Source organism: Streptomyces sp. NPDC051020, from assembly GCF_040683105.1.
Classification (GTDB): Bacteria; Actinomycetota; Actinomycetes; order Streptomycetales; family Streptomycetaceae; genus Streptomyces.
This window is the reverse complement of sequence record NZ_JBFBCG010000001.1, coordinates 79,488-102,607: the sequence shown is the minus strand read 5'-3', so window position 1 is coordinate 102,607 and position 23,120 is coordinate 79,488. Positions and strand designations below refer to the sequence as shown.

Sequence of the window (23,120 nt, the reverse complement as noted above, 5' to 3'; positions counted from 1 at the left end):
ACCGTTCACACGGTCGATCTTCGAACTCCGTATGAGAAAGTTTGCTGCTTCCGAGCCGCCTGTCTGACGCAGCGTCCAGCCGGCTCCGCCTTGTTCCCCGCTGCCCCGTACTCATCGTTGAGGTCTCTGTGTCGAATCACCGCATGTCGAAGAAGCGGCGCCGGATCGGAATGGCGCTGGCCGGGGTGGGCGTGCTGACCGGTGCGGCGTTCGCCGCCGAGGCGGCCACCGCGACCACCGTCACCCGGCCCGCGCCGACCGTCTTCACCGGCCACGCCTTCGACACCTGCACCGCACCGACACTCACCACCATGCAGAAGTGGCGAGCCACCTCGGTCTACCGGGCTGCCGCGGTGTACATCGGCGGGAAGAACCGCGGGTGCGCCCAGCCCCAGCTCACCCCGTCCTGGGTGAAGTCCGTGAGTGCCGGGGGCTGGAAGCTGATACCGCTGTACGTCGGCGCTCAGCCGCCGTGCCAGACCAGCAACAACCCCGAGAAGATGACCGCCGCCAACGCCACCGCGCTGGGCGCCACCGACGGCGCCGACGCGGTGGCCAAGGCGTCCGCGCTGGGCATGAAGACCGGCAGCCCGGTCTACCTGGACATGGAGTACTTCGACCCCGCCAACACGTCCTGCGTGAACACCGTCCTCGCCTACATCCGCTCCTGGGACAAGACGGTCCACGCCAAGGGGTACTGGACCGGCTTCTACGGCTTCAGCAACTCCAGCGCGGCTGTTGTCGCCAAGGCCACGACGCGCACCGACCTGCCGGAGATCCTCTGGTACGCGCGGTACGACGACATCTACTCCACGACCACCGGGTTCCCGTACGACAAGACTCTGTGGACCGGACACCGCCGCGGCCACCAGTACGCAGTCAACAAGAAGGTGACCCATGACGGGGCCACTCTCACCATCGATCGCGACGCGTGGGACGCGCCGGTGGCCGTCGTCGCCAAGTAGCGCCCGGCGTAGCGGCCCGACCCCCGACAGGGGGCGGGCTCCGGACGCCCTGCGACTCCCTCCTCCGCCTTGGACGGCGACGGAAGCGGGCCGGGCAGCGGCGCCTTGGTGAAATGGTGCCGCACAGCCCGCCCCGCCGCGCCATGATGTGCGCCATGGCCTCTCTGCTGCTCGCGCTCGCCGCCGTCACCACTGGTCTCTACGCCGGCTTCCTGGTGTGCTTCACCACCGGGATCATGCCCGGCCTGAAGCTATTGCCGGACGACCAGTTCACCGCCGCGATGCGCCGCTTCAACGAGACGGTGCCGAGACCGGTGTTCCTCGTCCTCTTCCTCGGGGTGATCGCCTTCCCGGTCGCCGCGCTCGTCGTCCCCGTCGACGGCCGGACCTCCGCCGAGCGGGCACTCGTCGCAGGCGGGCTGGTCTGCGCGGCGCTCAGCCACCTCGTCACCGTGAGCGGTAACATCCCGCTCAACTCGGCGCTCGCGGCCGCCGAGGGCGGCGACGACAGCGCGGCCCGCCAGGCATTCGAGTCCCGCTGGACCGCCCTCCACCGGATCCGCACCGTGCTCTCGGCCGCGGCCTTCGCGCTGCTGGTCGCTGCCACGGTGTAGCCCGCGCGGACGGTCCGAGTGTGCGCTGCGGGTCGTCCCGACCCGCCCCCTGGTCCCACGTCCACGGGATCGTTCACCTTCGGCCACGGCACGCCGGGCGCGGTCGCGAAGAGTTGCGGGGGTAGGCCCAGCCCTACCCCGGGACTCCGGCAGCACCGATGGTTCCGGTGCGGCAGGGTCTTCTACGGTGGGGCCATGCGCCCTCGCCTCCACCCCACCTATGCGCGCGGCCTCCAACTCCACGCCCCGTGGCCGTTATGCGTCGCCGCTGTGAGTGTGGGGCGTCAACTTTCCCGTGCAGTCGTCGATGTGTCTCCATGGTGCAGGGCGTACAGCTCCCGTATACATCCGTGACAGTCCACTACCGGATGCTGTGTCCGTCCCGAGCGAAGACCGCTGGGACAGTCGCGTTCCCTCACGGAGGAGCTCCCCATGCGCCGACGTATCACCGTCCCTCTGGCCACTGCGGCCCTCGCCCTGTCCGCCGCACTTCTCCCCGCCGCCGACGCCGCCGCCGCGCCCGCCGACAAGCCCCAGGTCCTCAGCAGCTGGACGCAGACGAGCGCCAGCAGCTACAACGCGTTCTTCGCGGCCAGAGGCAACCGGAGCGCATGGAGTGCGTACGGGTTCGACTGGTCGACCGACTACTGCACCACCTCGCCGGACAACCCCTTCGGCTTCCCCTTCGCCAACTCCTGTGTCCGCCACGACTTCGGCTACCGGAACTACAAGGCGGCCGGCACGTTCAGCGCCGACAAGGCCCGTATCGACAGCGCTTTTTACGCCGACCTGAAGCGGGTCTGTGCGGCATATTCGGGCGTCAAGAAGGCTTCCTGCGACGCGACGGCCTGGACCTACTACCAGGCGGTCGACAAGCTCGGCTACACGGCGGTGGTGGACGCCGCGTAGCGCGTCCCGCGGCCCGTCGCCTGCACATTCGCTGGTCCGCACCCGTACGTACACTTAAGAGGGCAAAGTCACTCATTCCGGGTGCCCGGTGTCCTACGCGGGTTCGCGGAAGGGAGCGAGCGATGGCTGAGCGGCTCCTGACGGACAAGGCCGGTGCGGCACGGCTTCGGATGATCATCGAAGCGGGGGTTGGGCTGGGAGGAGTCGATCTGCTCGGTTTCACCCTGGACCATGCGGTGACGGAGGCCGACGGACTGGGCGGAATGGTCCACGTGAGGGGCCCCGGGGGCCGGCTGTTGCTGATGGCGGCCAGCGGGATCGTCCGCACGGTGGCCCAGGACTGGGAAGAGATCGCGGTGGACGGCGACTCCGCGCCGGCGCGCGCGGTGGCCGCTGGCGCCTCGGTATGGATGTCCGCTCCGGGAGGGCGTACGGACGGCGGCGCGCGGCACGGCCGCCGGGGCCCCGACAGCCCCCTCGGCCACCACCCCCACGCCGGCCCCTGGTCGCCGCCCTCCGAGCTGCCCGCAGGCAGCGGGCTGCTGGCCGTTCCGCTCCTCACGCCGGACGGGGTCGCCGGCGCGCTGTCCGTGCTCACCGTCGGCGAGGGGCGGCCCACGCCGCAGCAGCGGTCCGCCGTCGAGACGCTCGCCGCCTGGGCCGCCCTGCGGCTGCGGGAGCCCTCGATGGGCTGGGCCAGGACCGACCCCGGGCGGCTGGGGAAGGAGCCACCCGTCACCAGGCTCCGGCAGGCGCTGGAAGCGATCAAGGTCGGTTCCTGGGAATGGGACCTGGCCACCGGGGAGCAGCTGTGGGACGAGTCGACGCTCGCCATCCTCGGCATGGCCGGGCAGTCCCCGAACCAGCGCTTCGACACCTGGAGCGGGCTGGTCCACCCCGATGACCTGCCGTGGCTCCTGGTCGAGACCGAGCAGGCGATTCGTAACCACGGGGTGTCCGCCGTGGAGTACCGGATCCGCCGCCCGGACGGGACAACGCGCTGGGTCAGCTCGCGGGGCAGGGTCTTGCCGGGGGAGGACGGCCGGCCCGGGCGCATGGTCGGCACCATGTGGGACACCACCGAGAGCCGGATCGCCCGGGACTCGGTCAGCCGCGCGCTGCGGCACATGAGCGATGCGTTCTTCGCGGTCGACAGCGAGTGGCGGATCACCTTCCTCAACATGGAGGCGGAGCGGCTCCTGGGCGCCTCACAGGAACTGCTCGGCCAGAACCTGTGGGACGTCTTCGCCGAAACCGGCATCGACGCCGTGGGACTCGGCCTGCATGCGTCGTACCGGCGGGCCGTCGACCGCGGTACCCCGGTCGGCTTCACAGTGCGGTGGCCCACCAACCGGCGTCAGTACCAGATGCGGCTGGTCCCGGTACCGGACGGCCTGACGGTGTACGCCACCGATGTCACCGAGACGCGGTCGCGTGAGGCCCGGTCCGCCGCCGCGGAACGTGTCACGGCCGACCGCAACGCCCGCATCACCGCACTGGCCGGCGCACTCGCCGAGGCCCTCACGGTGCAGGACGTCGTGAACGCCGCCGCCGAGCGGATCATGGCGCCGTTCGGCGCATCCGGTCTCGTCGTCCATCTCCTCGAAGGAGAGACGCTGCCCGTCGCCGGGCAGGTCGGATACCCGGAGACGTTCTTCCGTGACATCGACGGAATGCAGGTCGGCGACATGTCCCCGCTCGACGAGGTGTACCGCACGAGAACGGCCACCTTCATCGACTCGGTGGAGGAGTACGTCGAACGCTACCCCCGGATGGCCGACCGCCCGGCCGAGTCCCGGAAGGCATCCTGGGCGTTCCTGCCGCTGATCGCCTCCGGCCGCCCCGTCGGCTGCTGCGTCGTCTCCTTCACCGAGCCGCGGCATCTCGGCGGAGAGGAAAGGGCTCTGCTCATCACACTCAGCGGGCTGATGGCGCAGGCCATCGAGCGCGCCCGGCTGTTCGACGCCGAGCACATGAGGGCCCAGGAACTCCAGCGGGGACTGCTGCCGAGCGAGCTTCCGACGCTGTGCGCGGTCAGTACCGCCGCCCGCTATGTGCCTGCCAACGAGGGCATCGAGGTCGGTGGCGACTGGTACGACGTGATTCCGCTGTCCGGCGCCCGGGTGGCGCTGGTCGTCGGCGATGTGATGGGGCACGGCCTGGCCGAGGCGGCCACCATGGGGCGGCTGCGGACGGCCGTGCACACGCTCGCCGATCTGGAGTTCCCGCCCTCCGAACTCCTCACCCGCCTCAACCAGGTGGTGAACGACCTCGGCGACGACTTCTACGCCACCTGCCTGTATGCGGTGTACGACCCCGTCACCCGCAGGTGCAGGTTCGGCTCCGCCGGGCACCCGCCGCCGGCGGTCGTGTACCCGGACGGCAACACCGAGTTCATCGCCCACCGGCCGGATCCGCCGCTGGGCACCGCACGCCCGCCGTTCGAGACCACTGAGGTCGTCCTCCCCCAGGGCAGCTTGCTGGTGCTCTACACGGACGGACTGATCGAATCCGTCACCCGCGACATCGACCGGGGCATGCTCCACCTGACGAAGGCGCTCTCGATTGCGGCGGCCGCCGCACGGGAGGACGACGCGGCGGGCAGCGCGCTCGGGCTGGAGCGGCTGTGCGACGACGTCCTGGCCGAGCTGCTGCCGGGCACCCAGCTCATGGACGACGCCGCACTGCTCGTCGCCCGCACCTCTGCGATACCGGCCGACTCCATTGCCAGCTGGACACTTCCCGACGGCCCGATCGCCGCGAGCGAGGCACGTCATCATGTCCGGGACCAGCTGGAGGGCTGGGAGCTCGATGACCTCGCCATGACCGCCGAGCTCCTGGTCAGCGAGCTGGTCGGGAACGCCGTCCGGTACGGCAAAAGCCCCATCGCCCTCCGCCTGCTCCGCGCCGAGGGGCTGATCTGCGAGGTCTCCGACGGCAGCCTGTCCACACCCCGCATCCGTAATGCGGCGGAGACCGACGAGGGCGGCCGCGGTCTGCAACTGGTCGCCGCCCTCGCCCACCGCTGGGGCGCTCGCTACACGGCCACCGGCAAGTGCATCTGGACCGAACAACCGGTGACCTGACCGCCGTGCGGCGGGTCCGCGCGAACGGGCGGACGGTGCGGCCGGATCAACGGTGGTCCGTGACCGTGGCCAGCAGCTGTTCGGCTCGGGTCTCGGTGATCTCCAGCACGGCGAGCACGGCCGGCAGTGCGATGCTCGGCAGTACGTAGCGCAGCAGCATCGAGATCCGTTGCTCCACGTCCTTGCGTTCACACAGGACGTGGGACATCGCCTGGATGCCGGAGAAGGCGCCGGCCAGGAGCTGGGCGGCCTCCGCGGAGTTGACGTGGGGCAGGACCTCGCCCTGCTGCTTCGCCTCGATCAGGAGGGTTTCGAGCCGGGCAATCCAGGAGTGGAACGGCAGGCCGCGGTCCAGTTCGCCGCCGCCCTGCTCCATCGCCAGCCCGACGCTCGCGCGCACCAGCGGCTCGTGGCGGAGCCGATGGGCCAGCACCAGACCCTGGTCGACCAGCTCCTGGAGCTTCGTCAACTGCGTCGGCAGCGAACCGACGTCCAGCTGCGCCTCCATCACTCCGAGGGCCAGCTCCTCCTTCGAGGCGAAGTGGAAGTAGAGGGCCCCTTTGGTCACGCCGGCCCGTGTGAGAATTTCGCTGATGGTGGCGCTTCCATAGCCGCGCTCGTCGAAGACGGTGGCGGCGGCCAGCAGGATCGACTGCCGGGTCTGGATCGCTCGAGCTTGTTGGGCCATCAGCTGTGCGTTCCTGCCTCTCGTGGCGACGGGATCCCGCCTACGCCAGCCGGACTGTGGAAGAACCAGGGCCGTCGGTATCTTACCGTGGGGGAGCGAGGCCCTCCCCCACGGATGAGTTGGGGGTATTTCCATGGTTCACGTCGATGTGCCCGACACTGTCACCCTCACCGAGACCGAACCATCCGGTCTCCACGGGCCGGTGATCCCGCCGCAGAGAGGCTGGAGAACTGATGTCTCGCATGAACTCGTTCACCGGTCCGACCCCAGGGACATCTTTCCCACCGCCTGGTGCAGGCTGAGCGATACGGAGTTCTCCGTATCGGCCCAATGGCCGCGCCCGCACCACTTCTTCGCCGCCGCATCGGGTCACCACCAGGATCCCCTGCTGATAGCCGAGACCATGCGGCAGGCGACGATGATGCTGGCCCACGCGGAGATGGGAGTTCCGGTCGACGACCAGTTCGTGATGTGGGACCTGGCGTACGACACCGTCGTTCCGGGTTTTGCCCTGGAGATCGCGTCCGGAAAGGTCCTGATCGATCTGACCTGCTCGGATGTGCGGAAGCGGGGCAAGAGTATCGCCGGTATGCGGGTCGACCTGCGTTTCCGCCGCGGCGGCACCGTACTGGCGACCAGCTCGGGACGGATCAGCTGCACATCGGCGCGGGCCTACCGCCGCCTCCGCCAGGACAGTCTGGACAAGATGGGCCGTCCCGTACAGCTGTCGCCCGGTGCGGATCCGTACGAGGTGGGCCGGACGGCGGAGTCGGACGTCGTACTGACGCCGACACCTCAGCCGAACCGCTGGCGGTTGCGGCTGGACACCACCCACCCGACCCTGTTCAGGCGCCCGAACGACCATGTTCCGGGCATCGTGCTGCTGGAGGCGGCTCGCCAGGCAGCCGTCGCCGTCGCTCCGGGGCACGCGTTTCTCCCGACCTCGGTGGAGATCGCCTTCCATAAATATGCCGAACTCGACAGCCCGTGCTGGGTGGAGGCCGAGTTGATGCCCTCCGACGACAGTGACCGCACCGTGGTGCGGGTACGCGGACAACAGGACGGCGAGCCGGTATTCACCAGCGCACTCACTCACACACATGGGGGCGACCGGTTGTGACCACGCACATCCTCATCACCGGGGCGAGCGGTTTCGTCGGCAGGCACGTGGTGGCGGCCGCGGATGCCGTCCCCGGCGTCCGGCTGCGTCTGATGGAACACAGGGCGCCCGTGGACGTCCCCGCGTCCGGCGCAGGCTCCGGCATCGAAACCGTGCCCGGGGACCTCGCCGCCACCACGTCGTTGCGCGGCGTCTGCGACGGGGTCGACGCGGTGATTCACTGCGCCTCGCAGATCAACGGGGACGAACGAACGATCCGGTCCGTGAACGACCTCGGGACCCGGGCACTGGTGGAAGAGGCGGAACGCGCAGGCGTCGCGCGCATCGTCTATCTGAGCACGGCAGCCGTGTACGGACGCGGGCCGTTCACGAATGTGGCACCCGGCCGTGCACCGCTCGCCCCGGTCTCGCCCACCAGCGTCACGCGTGCCGCCGCGGAGAGCCATGTGCTGGCCGCGGGCGGGACCGTGCTGCGCCCCCACCTCGTCCACGGCGAGGGGGACCGCTGGGTGATCCCCGGTCTGGCCGCGCTGGTCCGGGAACTGTCGTCCGGTCTGGCCGGGTGCGCCGCCCGGCACTCCATGATCGATGTGCGGGTGCTGGGCCGGGCTCTGCTGGCCGCGGCGCTCTCGCCCCGGGAGACCGCCGGTGTCCACCACGTCAACCACCCTGACCCGGTGGTCTGTTCCGATCTCGTCGCGACGGTCTCCGCCGCGCTCGGACTGGAGTGGGCCGCCGCGGACATCGCGCTGGACGAGGCCCGGGCGCGGCTCGCCGCGTCACCGCGTCTCCTGCATGCCCTCCACTTGCTCACCGTGGACCACTGGTTCTCCGATGACCGGGTCTGGGAGCTCCTCGACTGCGATCCCGGTGGCGGCTTCAAGGCGGACTTCCCGCTCCATGCCGACTGGTACAGAAGCGTTCTGATGCCCGGCGGGCAGGCATGACGTGCCGGACCCGTCGATGATGTGCGGCGCGTCCGACGGTGTCGTTCCCGGGGCGCCTTGAGGAACAACCCTTCGCACGGTCCGACTCTTTGTAACCTACACAGATCAACCACCATAAGTACGCGCACTGTTCACGCTTTCATCATGTGTGAACGTCGGTGTTGACATGATCCAGCCATTGAATCTCCCCGAACCCACGCCTGCCACGGGCGTGATCGAGGGAGGGCCGCATGTCGACCGCAGAGGCGGGTCTGGAACCGGCCAGACCGGAGCCGGAGAGCGCCCCGCCACGCCCGAAGGACGCGGCCCGCGGCGCCGGTGACCGGATCTTCCGGCTCCAACTCACGGGCGCCGGCACGATCGTGCTCGCCATCATGGCCGCAGTCGGCATCTTCCTGCTGCTGAGAGCCGGATCGGCGCTCAAGGTGACCGGCCTGTCCTTCCTCACCACCGCCCAATGGCAGCCCGACGTCCACAACTTCGGCATCGCCGCGGTCCTCATCGGCAACCTGCTCATCGCCGCCGTCGCCGTCACCTTCTCACTGCCGCTCGCGCTCGGGACCGCGCTCTTCATCTCCGACATCGCGCCGCGCAGGCTGCGCCGCACCCTGATCGCGATGGTCGACCTGATGGCCGCCGTCCCGTCCGTGGTCTACGGCCTGTGGGGCCTGTTCTTCCTGCAGGGACACGTCGTCGGAGTGTCGCGCTGGCTGTCCGACTGGCTCGGCTGGATCCCGTTCCTGCACGTGGACGGCGCGCAGCCGGGCGATCCGCTTGCCTCCAGCAGCGTCTACACCGCCTCCTCCTTCATCGCCGGGCTCGTGGTCGCGTTGATGGTGGCACCGATCCAGTGCTCCGTGATGCGCGAGGTCTTCTCCCAGGCCCCCGTGGGCGAGCGGGAGGGTGCGTACGCGCTCGGGGCGACCCGCTGGGGCGTGATCCGGACCGTCGTCCTGCCGTACGGACGCGGCGGCGTGATCGGCGGCACGATGCTGGGGCTCGGCCGGGCGCTGGGCGAGACCATCGCGGTCTACCTGATCATCTCGCCGGTCTTCACGATCCAGCCGCACATCCTGCAGACCGGCGCCAACTCGGTCTCCGCGCTGATCGCCCTGCACTACGGCGACGCCTCCGAGTTCGGCATGTCGGCGCTGATGGCGGCGGGCCTGGCGCTGTTCCTGCTCACGCTGGTGGTCAACTTCACCGCCTCATCCATCGTGGCCCGCTCCCGTTCCGGCTCGCAGAGCGAGGCATGACATGACCGTCGTCGAAGAGACCCCCGCGCACGTCGTCGAGGACGTCGTCCCCGACACCCCGGGCACCGCTGACGTGCCCGAGCCGCCCGACCGGCCTCGCCGGATCGGCGGTGTCACCCGGGGCGGCGTTCTCGCCGTCACCGGCGCCGCCGCCTCCGGGCTCTGTGTCGCGATCCTGCTGTTCGGTGAACTGGCGCCGCTCTCGGGCTCGCTGGGCTTCACCGTGACCGCGTACCTGTGCTTCCTGGCCTCCTACGCGATGCTGACCGGCCTGGAGGACGACGGACCGGCTGTCCGCGACCGGGTGATGACGGTCGTGCTGTGGTCGGCGGCCGCGGTCCTGTTCTCCGCGCTCGCCCTCGTCGTGGGCTTCACCCTGTGGCGCGGCCGGCAGGCTCTGCCGCACGGCAACTTCTTCACCCACGACATGCAGGCGGCGGGTCCCCTGGACCCGCTGACCGCAGGCGGCATCGCGCACGCCATGCTCGGCACCCTGATCATGATCAGCATCGCGCTGGCCATCACCGTCCCCCTCGGCCTGGCCTGCGCGGTCTACCTCAACCAGATCCCGGGGCGCTTCTCGCGCTTCGTCCGTACCATCGTCGAGGCCATGACGGCGCTCCCGTCGATCGTGGCCGGCCTGATGGTGTACGCGACCTGGATCCTCGGCCTCGGCATGGAGAAGTCGGGCCTCGCGGCGGGCTTCGCGATCAGCGTGATGATGCTGCCGATCGTGATCCGCGCGTCCGACGTCGTCCTGCGGCTGGTCCCCGGCACGCTGACCGAGGCCTCGGAGGCGCTCGGCGCGCCGCGCTGGCGCACCGTGTGGCACGTCATCCTGCCCACCGCCCGCTCGGGCCTGGCCACCGCCGTCATCCTCGGCACCGCCCGCGGCGTCGGCGAGACCTCGCCGGTGCTGCTCACGGCCGGCTTCACCGCGGCCCTCAACGCCGACCCGCTGCAGGGCCCGATGGTCTCCCTGCCGCTGGCCGTCTTCAACTTCGTCAAGTCCCCGGAACCCACCATGATCGCCCGCGGTTTCGGCGCCGCCGCCGTGCTGATGGCCCTGGTCCTGGTGCTCTTCACGATCGCCCGGCTGCTCGGCGGCCGCGGCCCGGGTCACCACACCAAGCGCCAGGCGCGCCGCGCCGAGCGGGCCTCCCGCCGCGACGTGGAGCGCTTTGCCGAACTGCACGCCCCCGCCCTGTCCGTGCTCGGCGGTGCCCCCGCCGCCGCCCCTGGAGACAACGACTGATGCGCATCCCCTTCACTCGACGGTATGCGGCCGTCCGGGCCCGATGGCGCGTCCTGAGCGCGCTGGCCGCGCTGCTGGGCGTGCTGTCCGGCGTGGTCCTGCCCGCCGCGCAGCCCGCCACCGCCGACTCCGGCTACACCCCGATCGCCGGCGCCGGCTCCACATGGGCCGAGAACGCGGTGGACGAGTGGCGCCGCGGCGTGACCCAGTACGGCATGCGGATCAGCTACTCCGGCACCGGAAGCTCCGACGGACGCCGGCAGTTCCTCAACGGCCAGGTCGACTTCGCCGTCTCCGACATCCCGTTCCAGACCCACCCCACCGACGGCTCCGCCGCCGAGCGACCGGGCGCCGGTACGTACGCGTACATGCCGATCGTCGCGGGCGGCACGGTCTTCATGTACCACCTCACGATCAACGGCAAGCGGGTCAACAACCTGCGGCTCTCCGGTGACGTCGTCACCAAGATCTTCACCCGTGCCATCAGCTACTGGGACGACAAGGCGATCGCCGCCGACAACCCCGGGATCCGGCTGCCGCACCGCAAAGTCATCCCCGTCGTGCGCTCCGACGGCTCCGGCTCCACCGCCCAGTTCACGTTGTGGATGGCCAACCAGCACAAGTCGCTGTGGCAGGCCTACTGCGGGCGGGTCGGCCGCTCCGGGGCGTGCGGCCAGACCTCGTACTTCCCGAGCGTCTCCGGCATGATCGCCCAGTCCGGCGACCTGGGCGTGGCGGGCTACGTCGCGCAGAACTACGGCGAGGGCGCGATCGGGTACGTCAACTACTCGTACGCCCTCAACGCCGGCTTCCCGGTGGCCAAGGTCCTCAACCACGCCGGTTACTACACCGAGCCGACCGCGCAGAACGTCGCCGTGTCGCTGCTCAAGGCGAGGATCAATACCGACAAGCAGTCCACCGACTACCTCACCCAGCAGCTCGACGGCGTCTACAACGACACCGACCGGCGCAACTACCCGCTGTCCAGCTACTCGTACATGATCCTGCCGCTCAAGGAGCAGGGCACCTTCACCGAGGCCAAGGGCAAGACCCTGGGCGCCTTCTCGTACTACTTCATGTGCCAGGGCCAGCGGCAGGCACCCGAGCTGGGCTACTCGCCGCTGCCGATCAACCTGGTGCGGGCGGGCTTCGACCAGATCCGCCGCATCCCGGGCGTGAAGACGCAGACCATCAACATCAAGGGCTGCAACAACCCCACCTTCAGTCAGGACGGCCGCAACCGCCTCGCCGAGACCGCCCCGTACCCCAAGGCCTGTGACAAGAAGGGCGCCCCACCCTGCACCACCGGCAGCGGCGGTGCGAAGGGCAACGGCGGCTCGTCCGGCGGCTCGTCCGGCGGCAGCGCCGCCACGGGGGGTGCGAACTCCGGCGGCACGACCGCGTCCGGTGGTACGTCCGGCAGTCCTTCCGTGGACCCCGACACCGGGCAGGCCGTCGCCCCGAAAGGCGGGACCTCGGCCGGTGCCGGTGCCTCCGGCGGTGCCACCGGCACCATCGCCCTCGCCCAGCCGGTCACCGTGGCCGCCGGGAGCGGCTGGGGCGGTGCCCAGACGCTGATGCTGCTGGCCGTGGTGACCCTGCTCGGGCTCGTGCTGCTGCCCGCCGCCGTCTCGCAGGCGCTGCGAAGGAGATCACGATGAGCACGCGGAGCCGTATCAAGCGCCTCCTTCTGCGCGTCGCCGCCGGATCGGCGATCGGCGCGCTCCTCGGCGGCGTCGTGGCCCAGGCCGCGCAGCCCGCGGCCGCGGCGGACCCGAAGAGCTCGGCCGTCACCGTCCCCGGACGCGGCGAGTTCCAGGACATGGAGTTCACGGTCAGCCAGACCGAGGACCTCACCAGTCAGGCCGTCACCGTGTCCTGGCGCGGCGGCAGCCCGACCACCTTTGCCGGCACCCAGTTCAACACCGACTTCGTCCAGATCATGCAGTGCTGGGGCGACGACGACGGCACCGTCCCCGGCAACCCCGGCCCGCCGCGCACCCAGTGCCAGTACGGTGCCTCGCCGACCACCGACCGCAGCAGCTGGCCGGGGAACAACAGCGACGACACCCGCGATGTCATCTACAGCGCCGACCCGTCCAACTACGGGCAGGACGACCGTTACGGTGCCGGTGGCGTCTTCGGTCAGGGCGAGGTGCCCTTCAAGTCGGTCGACGGGACGCTGATCACCAGCGGTCTGCAGAACAACGCCCTGTACAACCGCAACACCACCAACGAAGTCGACTTCGCCCGCACCAGTGCCGACGGCACCGGCAAGGAGTTCTTCGAGGTCCAGACCGCCTTTGAAGCCCCCCACTTGGGCTGCGGCACCCCCGTCACCAAGAACGGCCGCACCACGCCGCGCTCCTGCTGGCTGGTCATCGTGCCCCAGGGGCACCTCGACCTCGACGGCAAGCCGTACGCCGACCGCACCCAGGTCAATGCGGGCTCGCCGGTCTCCTCCACCAACTGGAAGAACCGCGTCGCCATCAAGCTCGGCTTCAACAAGGTCGGCGCCACCTGCCCGCTCGGCTCCGACGAGCGAGCCACCAGTGGCAGCGAACTGGCCGCCGACGCCATGACCAGCTGGCAGGCCGCGCTCTGCCCCAGCGGCACCGTCTACGGCTACACCCAGCTCGGCGAGCCCGACGCGCGCGCCCGCCTCGCCCGCGAGGGCAAGAGCGGTCTTGCCTTCACCACCCGCGCCCTGGACACCGCCAACGACGTGACGTACGCGCCCGTCGCGCTGTCCGGCGTGGTCATCGGCTTCACGATCGAACGCCGCGCCAGGGCAGGTGCCCCGGACTCGGTGCGCAACCTCTCCGGCACCAAGGTGGAGTCCATCGACCTCACCCCGCGGCTGGTCGCCAAGCTGCTCACCGAGTCCTACCGCAACTCCCCGTGGGCGGCGGTGGTCACCACGTTCTCCGACGGTACGTCCAGCCTCACCGCCGCCAAGCACTACGAGTGGGCGAAGAAGAACCCGGCGGGTCTGGTCACCGACCCCGAGTTCCTCGCGTACAACCCGGAGTTCGCCGAGCTGTCGGTCTCCGAGACCCCCGCCACCGATACCGACCTCATCACCGCGCTCGGTCACTCCGACTCCGCGCGTGCGGTGTGGAAGTGGGTCACCGCCGACAAGGACGCCCGGCGCTTCCTGGCCGGCATCCCCGACGACTGGGGCATGACGGTCAACCCGTACTACAGCACGAACGCCGACCTGAACACCGACGGCGCCTTCGATCCGGCGCGCGACGACTTCCCCAAGAGCGACCGCTGGTGCACGATCCCGCCGGGGACGGGCGCCACGCAGAAGCAGTGCATGACCGACTTCCACCCGTACGTGGAGGACATGCACGCCGGAGCCCTGCACACCCGCCGCGCGGACACGCTGTGGAAGTCCTCCTGGGACGCGCTCGCGAGCCCGCCGGCCTTCAAGAGCCCCGGCCCGCAGACCGTCGGGTCCCGCTTTGTGCTGACCATCACCGACGCCGCCTCCGCGGCCCGGTACGGACTGCAGACCGCGCGGCTGCTCAACGCCGCGGGAAAGTTCACCGCGCCGGCCGACAAGACCCTCGTCGCGGCCGCCGCGAGCGCGTCGGGCGATTCCGTCCAGGAGATCGACCCGGCCACGGCCAAGGCCAAGAACGCCTACCCGCTCGCCCAGCTGGTCCACGCCGCCGTACGCCCTGCCGCGCTCAAGGCCGACGCCCGCAAGGACTACGCGACGCTGCTGACATTCGCCGCCGGCTCCGGCCAGACCAGCGGCACCGGCCCCGGCGAACTGCCGCCCGGCTACGCCCCGTTGCCGTCCAACCTGCGCGCAGAGGCCGTCAAGGCCGCGGCCGAGCTGGCCTCCTGGAAGCCCCGCGCCTCCGGCCGCGACGACAAGGGGTCCGACGGCAGCGGCGGCTCCGGCCCTTCGGGCGGCACGGACGCCGGGCCGACCGGCGGCGCCGGCTCCGACGCGACGCCCACCGGGGCGAGTCCGGTGCCCAGCGGTTCCCCGTCCTACGACGGCGGCGACGCCGTCCGGGTCACGGCGAGCGGAACCACCCCCGCCGACCCGTCCAACGCGCTGCGTTACGCCGTCCCGATCGGCGCGGCGCTCGGCGCCGCCGCCGGTCTGGGCGCGCCCTTCGCGGGCGGCGCGAGGCTGCCGCTGCGCGTGCCGCTGCCCGGCGGCCGCACGCTGACGGTGCTGCCGGAGCCGGCAGTCCTGCGGGACCGGTTCGGCCGACTGCGACGCCGCGTCGGACTGTGACCCGCCCGGCGGCTCAGCCGCCCCCACAGACGGCCGTCCGCCCCGAAAGGCAGTCGGGGCGGACGGTTGGCACCACCTTGCCAGATCCCTTGCATCCACCGGTTTCACGTTCATGAGCAGGAGACCTTTCATGCGCTCTGTGCGCCTTACGGCCGTGGCCCTCGTGTCCGCCGTCATGGCCGGCGGTCTGGCTCTCGCGAGCCCGGCCCAGGCCGATCCCGATGCCCGAGCCTTCCGCAAGCTCGTCGGCGTCGGCTCCGACACCACCCAGGACGTGCTCAACGCGCTGGCGGGCGACACCGTCAACGCCAAGAGCTACGCCGACACGGCCGTGACCGCCGGCGGCGCCGGCCTCGCCTCGTACGACGCGATCGAGCCCGGCACCGGCTCCACCACGTCCAAGATCACCACCCGCTCGGGCGGGCCGTCCTTCCTGCGCCCCAACGGCTCCGGCAACGGCCGCATCGCGCTGAGCATGTCATTGACCGGCAGCAAGTTCCCGAACAGCGACGGCGTCGGCATCACCGGCCAGGTGGACTTCGCCCGTTCCTCGGGCGGCCCGAGCGCGAGCGGCAACGCCCTCACCTACATCCCGATGGCCCGCGACGCGGTCGGCGTGGCCGCCCGGGGCTCCGAACTGCAGAACCTGACCGTCGACCAGCTGCACGACATCTACAACGGCACGCTGAAGACGCTGAACGGCCTGACCGTCAAGCCGTACATCCCGCAGAACGGATCCGGCACCCGGAAGTTCTTCCTGTCCGCCATCGGGCTGAACGACAACGACGTCGCCTGGGTCTCCACCGTCCAGGAGAACCAGGCCGACGACGCCCTCACGGCCGAGGGCGCCCTGGTGCCCTTCTCCGTCGCGAGCTGGATCGCCCAGAACAACGGCGTCGCCCCGGACCACAGCTCCACCGCGGTCGCCGCCGGCGCATTCCTGGCCAACGTCCAGCTGCCCGGGGGCGCCGTGCCCACTTCCCCGGTGACGAAGGTCGACGGCAAGTTGGCCCCGGTCGGCGACTACTACGACGATGCGACCTTCGGCCGCGACGTCTACAACGTCGTGCCGTCCCGGGCGATCGACCCGAGCAGCGCCTTCTTCGACAAGGCGCTGTACGACATCTTCGTCACCAACGGCAGCCACGTCGCGGCGCTGGCCTCGGACACGGCCGAGGACGTCATCGACGACTTCGGCTTCATGAACGAGCCCTACAACGGCTCGATCAATCCGGCCAAGCACGCCAAGTTCGGCGGTCTCGAGGACGGCGGTGTCTCCAAGAACCTGCCCGGCACCCCGGTGCTCAAGGCCACCCCCGGCAGCGGGAGCCTGAAGCTCAGCTGGACCGCTCCGGCCAGCACCGGCCTGGCTGTCACCGACTACCGCGTGGTCATCACCGGTCCAGGCGGCTCGGTCGTGGCGAACAAGGACCTGGTCGCGGGCACCACCTCGTACACCGCGAGCGGCCTGACCGCCGGCAGCTACTCCGCCACGGTCACCGCCAACAACCTCAACGGTGCGGGCAAGGCGGCCTCCTGGACCGGTTCGGTCAAGTACGCCAGCAAGACCGCTGCCACGGTCGCCACCACCGCGTACGGCCGCACCCCGAAGCTCGCCGTCACCGTCACCGGCAGCAACTCGGTCACGCCGAGCGGCACGGTCACGGTGAAGGAAGGCAGCACCACCCGCGGCACGGGCACGCTCGACAGCCACGGCAAGGTCACCGTCCCGGTGTCCAACCACCTGTCGGTCGGCACGCACACCCTCACGGTGTCGTACGGCGGCAACAGCAAGCTCTCCTCCTCCTCCGTGACCGTCAAGCTGACGGTCACCAAGGCCACGGCCTCGGTGACCACCAGCGCGCCCACCTCGGTGAGCCACACCAAGCAGGCCAAGGTCACCGTGAAGGTCACCGCCACGGGCACCACCCCGGGCGGCAAGGTGCAGATCGTCGAGGGCACCAAGGTCCTCGCCACGGGCACCCTGAGCGGCGGCAAGGTGACCATCACCCTGCCGAAGCTGAAGACGGGCAAGCACACCCTGCACGCGCACTACCAGGGCTCCTCGAAGGTGAACACCAAGAACGGCGCGAACTTCACCATCAAGTCCACCTGATCCATCTGCCGGGGAGGCCGCACACCGCGGCCTCCCCGGCACCCCGACCCCATCCGTAGGAGGCAGGCCGCCGTGACGGTCGTCGCACCGAACCCGCCCCGTATCCGTGACCGGGGCGCCATCGTAACGCCGTCCCGCACCCGGATACCCACCGCTCAGCACCTTGCCCGGGGCGCCCTGCTCACGCTTGCCGCGGTACTGCTGGGACTGACCACGCAGCTGCTGGTCGTCAGCCATCTGCAGCACCGTGCAGCCCAGCAGGGAGCGTTCGACGAGCTGCGCGCGAATCTCGCGCTCGGCACCGCGCCCGTCGCCCAGACGGACCCGCAGGGCAGGCTGCTCGCCCCCGGCACTCCGGTCGCCCTCCTCAGCATCCCGTCCCTGCAGGTGCGCGAGGTCGTCATGGAGGGCACCGACTCCCATGTGCTCACCGACGGCCCCGGCCACCGCCGCGACACCCCGATGCCCGGCCAGGCCGGCACGAGCGTTCTGCTCGGCCGCGCCGCTGCCTACGGCGGTCCCTTCGGACGGCTGTCGGAGCTGAAGAGCGGCGCTGCCTTCACGGTCACCACCGGCCAGGGCAAGGTCTCCTACCGCGTCATGGACGTCCGCAGGGCCGGGGACCCGGCGCCCGCGCCCGTCGCCGCGGGCAAGGGCCGCCTCGTCCTGGTGACCGCCACCGGTCCGGCCTACCTCCCGGCCGGCATCCTGCGCGTCGACGCCGAGCAGGTGTCCGCCACCGCTGAGACCCCGGCCGCCACCATCCAGCCCGGCACCTTGCCCGAGTCCGAGCAGCCGATGGCCGCCGGCTCCGGCGTGCCCTGGCCGCTGGTGATGTGGCTTCAGGGCCTCGCGCTCGTCTCGATCGCCGCCGTGTGGGCCTGGTACCGCTGGGGCCGCCACCAGACCTGGGTCGTCTTCGTCCCCGTGATGGCCGTCCTGGGGCTCCAGGTCGCCGCCCAGGTCACCCAGCTGCTCCCCAACCTGCTCTAGAGGAAACCGCCATGACCGATACCGTCGTACTTCCCGACCCCACCGCCGTCACCGGAGCGAACCCGGCCGCGCTGGAGGCCCGCGCCGTCTCCGCCTGGTTCGGCAGCCACAAGGTGCTGGAGCGGGTCTCACTGACGATGCCCGCCGGGGAGGTCACCGCCCTCATCGGCCCGTCCGGCTGCGGCAAGTCGACCTTCCTGCGCACCCTCAACCGGATGCATGAGCTGATCCCGGCCGCCGCCATGTCCGGCGAGGTGCTCTTCGAGGGCGAGGACGTCTACGCGCCCGGCCGTCGCCTCACCGACGCCCGCCGCCGGATCGGCATGGTCTTCCAGAAGCCGAATCCCTTCCCCGCGATGAGCATCTACGACAACGTCGTCGCCGGGCTGAAGCTCACCGGCGTCCGCGCCACGCGCCGTACGAAGGACGAGCTGGTCGAGGAGTGCCTGACCCGCGCGGGCCTGTGGAAGGAGGTCCGCGACCGGCTGCGCAAGCCCGGCGGCGCCCTGTCCGGAGGCCAGCAGCAGCGGCTGTGCATCGCCCGCTCGCTCGCGGTCCGGCCGCGCGTGCTGCTCATGGACGAGCCCTGCTCCGCCTTGGACCCCACCTCCACGCGGCGGGTCGAGGAGACGATCACGGAGCTGGCGGGCGAGGTGACCATCGTCATCGTCACGCACAACATGCAGCAGGCGGCCCGCGTCTCCGCGCAGTGCGCCTTCTTCCTCGCCGAGCAGGGCACGCCCGGCCGGATCGTCGAGCACGGCCCCACGGAGCAGATCTTCGGCAGTCCCACCGACCAGCGCACCGCCGACTACGTCGCGGGCCGCTTCGGGTGAGGTGCGGCCTTCGGCGGTCGATCATCTCCGGGGAGTCCAGCCTCTTCTCTCACCTGTCGCCAGAGGGCTGAGCCGCCGGGGAAGCGTCGACACGCGTTCGACAGGACTACCCGCAGAATCCCGGTGACAGCCGGACAGCGCCGGACCCTCCCCGCCGTGACCTGGGGAGGGTCCGGCGCTTACGCGTTCGCTACACGGCCCTCGCTACCGTGCCATGACCAGCAAGAAGGCCCTCCCGAGGGAGGGCCGGTGGGAGCTTGCAGCGGCGGTCACCCTCTCGGGTGACGATGAGCATGGTGACCCACTCGACCAGCGCACGGGGCAGGTCGAGTGCGCAGGACAGGAAACCAACGAGGCACCTGCGCTGACGAGTTGAGACTTCGAACATCTTCCTCAACGGCACGAGTGCCTCGGCGTTGCGCCCTCGCCGCCGTCACCCCATCGGTGGCCACCCTGAAAACGCTCACTCATCGCGCTGATGCATTTCCTGTCAGACAAGCAGGATCCGTACGGGCTCACTCGCAAGCTGGTCGAGGGATGCGTACGCGTGAGGAGGTCGAGCCCTTCTTTGAGGGCCTGGAGCTCGTCGAGCCGGGGTTGGTGACGGCGCCCGAGTGGTATCGGGAGGAACCCGCGCCGGTGTACGGGCGGAGCGGGTTCTACGTGGGTGTGGCGCGGGTCCCGTGACGCCGGCTGAGGAGAGGCAGTCGGGTGCGATCCGCTCGGAGGCGGCCCGTCACCGGTCACGGAGCAGGTTCGAGGTGCTCGTACACAGCCACTCGTCGGCCGCGGACCTGCTCGTCGGATACCAGGGTGAAGTACGTGCTCAGCACCTCGATCTTCGTGCGGTCCCGCTCCCCCTTCGTCAGCCTCGCCACCTGTGTCGCATCCGTGACCAGGAGTATCCGCCGCTGGGCGAGCATCGCCGTCCGGACCTGTGAGGGGCTCGCCTCCACCCCCTTCAGAGTTCCGGATTCTTCGGGTGTCTCGGCGAGGGCGATGTCCTGCAGGCCGGTGAAGGCATCGGGGGAGACCAGCATGGTGTCTCGTCGCGCCGCGGGTATGAACAGCACACCGTCTCCGTCCTGTTTCAGCCGCCGCGTCTGTTCGGCCGCTGCCAGGACGTCGTCGACCCTGCTTGCAGGGGACCTTTTGGCCAGCGACTGCGGAAGCAGCGAGATCACGGCGACGGCGATCATGACCGGAAGAACCCACCCCGAGGCCTTCCGCGAACGTCGCGCAACCTCGCGTACCACCGTGCCGATCAGCAGTGCCAGCCCGAGCAGGCTGAACAGGATGTAGCGGTCCACGAACAGCGGCTTGAAGAGGGAGAGTCCGATCAGGCCGATCTGCGGAACTGCCAACAGGGGCAGACCGACGGCGGCCACCGATAGTCGTCCCGCCCGCCGGTCCACCAGACTTCCGAGTCCGCCGATCGCCAGGAGTACCGCTGGCCCGATGAGCATGTGCCAGGTCAGCGGCGGCACCCAGGACACCTGGGCGGACTGGCCCATGCTGAACAGGATCAGGGGCAGGACGCCCGCCGTGGCGGCCGCCGAAGCCGCAGCCCAACGTACCCGGACCTGGCGCGGGGCTCGCGTCCACACCAGGGTCGTCAGGTGCGCGGGCAGGATCAGCAGCGCCAGCCAGTTCAGGTAGCCACAAATGAGGACGGTGCAGCCGTAGGCAATCCAGTACCTCCTCCGGTCGCGTCCTTGCAGCGCGGTCACGAGCAGCAGGGTCGAGATCCCAGCCCCGGCCGCCACCAGTGCGTAGGGGCGGCCTTCCTGGAGGTAGAACTGCACGGCCGGAAGCATCCCGAAGACCAGTCCGCCTCCGAGGCCGACGCATGTGCCCGCCAGTCGGTGACCGATCAGCGAGACGCAGGCGGCTCCCACCGCTACGGCCAGCACGGACGGCAAGCGTAAAACGGTGGTGGATGGCCCGAAGCATTCAAAGAGCGCGTGCATGAACAGGTAATAGAGGCTGTGCACGACGTCGACGTGCTCGAGCATGCGCGCGATGTCCTCGGTGGACCGCTGGGCGACCTGCCAGGTCGCAGCCTCGTCCCGCCAGACACTGTCCTGACGGGAGAGCCCCCACAAGCCGAAGGCAACGGTCCACACCACCGGAATCAGCCATATGAGGAAAGGTCTACGGAGAGCGACTGGAGCGGATTTCATGGACGTTTGCTCTGACCTCGAGTAATGGTGCTGCGGCGCGCCTTGCGATACAGGACGACGAAGAGTACGAAAACTCGCCAGCGGAAACTGGCCAGCCGGCTTCAAGTCGATCACCAGACTATTTTCAGCTATAGGTGGCGATGGTCGATATCGGGGCGCGATCGCTCCTTCCCGGAGCTCGTCGTCATAATTCGACACCCTACCTGCGTGGCCCATTCGGTGCCTCGCATCGGAGAAGATTCGCAGTGCGGCCCGGCTGGTTCCGACCCCCTGTGGCTGGATGGGAGCGATCCCTGGTTGGCGCGAGGCGCCTGTGTGGCCTGAAAAGTATGGCCAGAATTCACCTTTGGCTTGATCGGGTGTCCGAGATGACCCGAAGCGTGAGAGAAGTCGTATTCCTTAAATCGGAGTATACGATTCCGTACCCGCCAGGCCGAGTGGCTCGAGTGGCTTCTCTTCCACCTGAACGGGCGCGTAGACGAGCCCTGAGCTTGGGAATCACCGGGCAAACCGAAGAGAAGGAAGCTTTAACCTGTGGAAAGCGTTACTTAGCCAGTCGTCAGATGGCCTCTGCCGTGACCGCTAGTGACCGCGGCCCCCCGATTGTTCTGGCACGCGTCTGGCACGGGATCACTCCTCATCGCAGCGCTCCAGGACCAAGCTTGCCGATCCGTCTTCGAGTAGCTTCTGAATGTCTGATGTGTTCTTGCCGAGCGCATCGGACAGGGCGTCGATATTTCGATTCGCGGATGTGCTCAAGTGGTGCTCCAATCGCCACAGTTGGTGCTAGATTGCGCGGCATGAATTCAGAACCTGTGAAGGTAGTCTTGGCTTTGCCCGTGGAGCGGAAGTGGTACTTCGAGCCGCGGCGGAGGTCGTCCCTCGCTCACCAGGTGAAGAAATCGCTGGTGGTGGCCAAGCAGCTCGATGGTTGCGATGCTGTGACCGTGATCCTTTATGGGTGTGCGAGAACGGAGAATTCTGGTGGCGAGCCAGCAATCGTCCACGCGGAAGTGCGAAGGGCGGACCTGGAAGAGTGGGTGAACGACTGGGCCACGCTGCCGAGTGCGGAACGTCGCAGCGTTCTAGAAGATCCGGTTCCCGCGAATAAATTCGAGGAACGTTTCGGGATGGCGGGCCAGTTTCATGGCAGCAGCGATCCGATGAGTGTCGTGAATGAGATAATTCGGATCACTTCGCTATTCAAGGGTGACAAGTTCGTCATCCTGCGTCTCGATAATAGGAGAGGTATTACTGAGATGGTTCGAGCCCTGGCTCGAATGGAGCGTCCGGACATCTTCTGGCAAGTGTGCGGTGATGCGTCCGACATCGGCTACAGCGACTTCTGGGGGCTAAACGGTCTCAGCCGCGGCGGAGTGGTGCCCAATCTACGGGCGAGGCTATACAGTTCAGCCGGACAGCGCCGGACCCTCCCCACCGTGACCTGGGGAGGGTCCGGCGCTTACGCGTTCGCTACATGGCCCCCGCTACCGTGCCATGACCAGCAAAAAGGCCCTCCCGAGGGAGGGCCTGATGTCGTGCGGGCAAAGTGCCCCCGGCAGGACTCGAACCTGCGGCCAAGCGCTTAGAAGGCGCCTGCTCTATCCACTGAGCTACGGGGGCCGGATGGTGGCCTCGGTGGCCCGGAGCCCTGGGGCCGGGCCGGTCCGTGACCTTGCCGGGACAAGGATAGGGCTCCGATCGCCTTGACCCGGTTGCTTCACCTGCGTGGCACGATGTGTAGGTTCGGTGAAGCGAACCGATAATCGCAGGTAGGCGCGGCCCGCGCATCGCTTTTGACGCCTCGCGCCCCGGGTGTTGTGTACTCGTTATGCCTGCGTCCCACTCGCCCCCTCTGTCCCGACGGCGCCATCGGCGCGCAGAGGTG

The 23,120-nt window shown here is 69.5% G+C and carries 16 protein-coding genes and 1 tRNA gene; 14 read left to right on the top strand and 3 right to left on the bottom strand.

The features are described 5' to 3' along the window. The first annotated feature begins 143 nt into the window (after positions 1-143). The 4 genes from AB0N06_RS00410 to AB0N06_RS00395 all read left to right on the top strand — a co-directional run bounded on the left by AB0N06_RS00410 (position 144) and on the right by AB0N06_RS00395 (position 5,574). Entirely contained in the window at positions 144-965 is an 822-nt protein-coding gene (locus tag AB0N06_RS00410; protein WP_358858665.1) for a glycoside hydrolase domain-containing protein, read from the top strand. 155 nt (positions 966-1,120) lie between these two features. Beyond that, positions 1,121-1,579, top strand: coding sequence for an anthrone oxygenase family protein (locus tag AB0N06_RS00405; protein WP_366132548.1), 459 nt, complete (start codon positions 1,121-1,123; stop codon positions 1,577-1,579). Positions 1,580-2,011: 432 nt separating this feature from the next. Then, positions 2,012-2,488, top strand: a complete 477-nt coding sequence (locus AB0N06_RS00400; protein WP_366132547.1) for a phospholipase — start codon at positions 2,012-2,014, stop codon at positions 2,486-2,488. 122 nt (positions 2,489-2,610) lie between these two features. After that, complete coding sequence (locus AB0N06_RS00395) at positions 2,611-5,574, top strand: SpoIIE family protein phosphatase (protein ID WP_366132546.1); 2,964 nt, start codon at positions 2,611-2,613, stop codon at positions 5,572-5,574. Positions 5,575-5,620: 46 nt separating this feature from the next. On the opposite strand, the gene AB0N06_RS00390 is transcribed toward AB0N06_RS00395, so the two are convergent. Further along, complete coding sequence (locus AB0N06_RS00390) at positions 5,621-6,262, bottom strand: ScbR family autoregulator-binding transcription factor (protein ID WP_366132545.1); 642 nt, start codon at positions 6,260-6,262, stop codon at positions 5,621-5,623. Between the two features lie 133 nt (positions 6,263-6,395). Here AB0N06_RS00390 and AB0N06_RS00385 point away from each other — a divergent pair, with 133 nt between their 5' ends. The 10 genes from AB0N06_RS00385 to AB0N06_RS00340 all read left to right on the top strand — a co-directional run bounded on the left by AB0N06_RS00385 (position 6,396) and on the right by AB0N06_RS00340 (position 19,736). After that, the gene (locus tag AB0N06_RS00385) at positions 6,396-7,382 is read left to right on the top strand and encodes a ScbA/BarX family gamma-butyrolactone biosynthesis protein (RefSeq protein ID WP_366132544.1); all 987 of its coding nucleotides are present in this window, start codon (positions 6,396-6,398) and stop codon (positions 7,380-7,382) included. Continuing rightward, complete coding sequence (locus tag AB0N06_RS00380; RefSeq protein WP_366132543.1) at positions 7,379-8,329, top strand: NAD-dependent epimerase/dehydratase family protein; 951 nt, start codon at positions 7,379-7,381, stop codon at positions 8,327-8,329. The genes AB0N06_RS00385 and AB0N06_RS00380 overlap by 4 nt, the downstream gene beginning before the upstream one ends. 230 nt (positions 8,330-8,559) lie before the next feature. Continuing rightward, positions 8,560-9,585: a phosphate ABC transporter permease subunit PstC gene (gene pstC / locus AB0N06_RS00375; RefSeq protein ID WP_366132542.1), complete on the top strand. Its 1,026-nt coding sequence runs from the start codon at positions 8,560-8,562 to the stop codon at positions 9,583-9,585. A gap of 1 nt (position 9,586) precedes the next feature. Then, positions 9,587-10,840 (top strand): phosphate ABC transporter permease PstA, encoded by a 1,254-nt coding sequence (pstA, locus tag AB0N06_RS00370; protein ID WP_366132541.1) that lies wholly within the window; start codon positions 9,587-9,589, stop codon positions 10,838-10,840. Beyond that, on the top strand, positions 10,840-12,501 hold the full coding sequence (locus AB0N06_RS00365; RefSeq protein ID WP_366132540.1) for a phosphate ABC transporter substrate-binding protein PstS: 1,662 nt from the start codon (positions 10,840-10,842) through the stop codon (positions 12,499-12,501). Before pstA ends, AB0N06_RS00365 begins: the two co-directional genes overlap by 1 nt. Further along, positions 12,498-15,104: a hypothetical protein gene (locus AB0N06_RS00360; RefSeq protein WP_366132539.1), complete on the top strand. Its 2,607-nt coding sequence runs from the start codon at positions 12,498-12,500 to the stop codon at positions 15,102-15,104. Before AB0N06_RS00365 ends, AB0N06_RS00360 begins: the two co-directional genes overlap by 4 nt. A 130-nt stretch (positions 15,105-15,234) precedes the next feature. Then, positions 15,235-17,220 (top strand): Ig-like domain repeat protein, encoded by a 1,986-nt coding sequence (locus AB0N06_RS00355; protein WP_366132538.1) that lies wholly within the window; start codon positions 15,235-15,237, stop codon positions 17,218-17,220. Between the two features lie 72 nt (positions 17,221-17,292). Further along, positions 17,293-18,213, top strand: coding sequence for a sortase (locus AB0N06_RS00350; protein ID WP_366132537.1), 921 nt, complete (start codon positions 17,293-17,295; stop codon positions 18,211-18,213). Positions 18,214-18,224: 11 nt separating this feature from the next. Continuing rightward, positions 18,225-19,049: a phosphate ABC transporter ATP-binding protein PstB gene (gene pstB / locus AB0N06_RS00345; RefSeq protein ID WP_366132536.1), complete on the top strand. Its 825-nt coding sequence runs from the start codon at positions 18,225-18,227 to the stop codon at positions 19,047-19,049. A 330-nt stretch (positions 19,050-19,379) separates the two neighbouring features. Beyond that, positions 19,380-19,736: an SAM-dependent methyltransferase gene (locus AB0N06_RS00340; RefSeq protein WP_366132535.1), complete on the top strand. Its 357-nt coding sequence runs from the start codon at positions 19,380-19,382 to the stop codon at positions 19,734-19,736. 56 nt (positions 19,737-19,792) lie between these two features. Here AB0N06_RS00340 and AB0N06_RS00335 read toward each other — a convergent pair whose 3' ends face one another. Together AB0N06_RS00335 and AB0N06_RS00330 are read right to left on the bottom strand one after the other, a co-directional pair. Next, positions 19,793-21,232, bottom strand: coding sequence for a glycosyltransferase family 39 protein (locus AB0N06_RS00335; RefSeq protein ID WP_366132685.1), 1,440 nt, complete (start codon positions 21,230-21,232; stop codon positions 19,793-19,795). A gap of 1,550 nt (positions 21,233-22,782) precedes the next feature. Beyond that, a tRNA-Arg gene (locus AB0N06_RS00330) sits at positions 22,783-22,855 on the bottom strand. Positions 22,856-23,120 lie beyond the last annotated feature (265 nt).

Coding starts and splice junctions, on each gene's coding strand:
- AB0N06_RS00400 (WP_366132547.1), top strand. CDS start 2,012: ATGCGCCGACGTATCACCGTCCCTCTGGCCACTGCGGCCCTCGCCCTG.
- AB0N06_RS00390 (WP_366132545.1), bottom strand. CDS start 6,262: ATGGCCCAACAAGCTCGAGCGATCCAGACCCGGCAGTCGATCCTGCTG.
- AB0N06_RS00405 (WP_366132548.1), top strand. CDS start 1,121: ATGGCCTCTCTGCTGCTCGCGCTCGCCGCCGTCACCACTGGTCTCTAC.
- pstB (WP_366132536.1), top strand. CDS start 18,225: ATGACCGATACCGTCGTACTTCCCGACCCCACCGCCGTCACCGGAGCG.
- AB0N06_RS00335 (WP_366132685.1), bottom strand. CDS start 21,232: ATGAAATCCGCTCCAGTCGCTCTCCGTAGACCTTTCCTCATATGGCTG.
- AB0N06_RS00410 (WP_358858665.1), top strand. CDS start 144: ATGTCGAAGAAGCGGCGCCGGATCGGAATGGCGCTGGCCGGGGTGGGC.
- pstA (WP_366132541.1), top strand. CDS start 9,587: ATGACCGTCGTCGAAGAGACCCCCGCGCACGTCGTCGAGGACGTCGTC.
- AB0N06_RS00360 (WP_366132539.1), top strand. CDS start 12,498: ATGAGCACGCGGAGCCGTATCAAGCGCCTCCTTCTGCGCGTCGCCGCC.
- AB0N06_RS00355 (WP_366132538.1), top strand. CDS start 15,235: ATGCGCTCTGTGCGCCTTACGGCCGTGGCCCTCGTGTCCGCCGTCATG.
- AB0N06_RS00385 (WP_366132544.1), top strand. CDS start 6,396: ATGGTTCACGTCGATGTGCCCGACACTGTCACCCTCACCGAGACCGAA.
- AB0N06_RS00365 (WP_366132540.1), top strand. CDS start 10,840: ATGCGCATCCCCTTCACTCGACGGTATGCGGCCGTCCGGGCCCGATGG.
- AB0N06_RS00395 (WP_366132546.1), top strand. CDS start 2,611: ATGGCTGAGCGGCTCCTGACGGACAAGGCCGGTGCGGCACGGCTTCGG.
- pstC (WP_366132542.1), top strand. CDS start 8,560: ATGTCGACCGCAGAGGCGGGTCTGGAACCGGCCAGACCGGAGCCGGAG.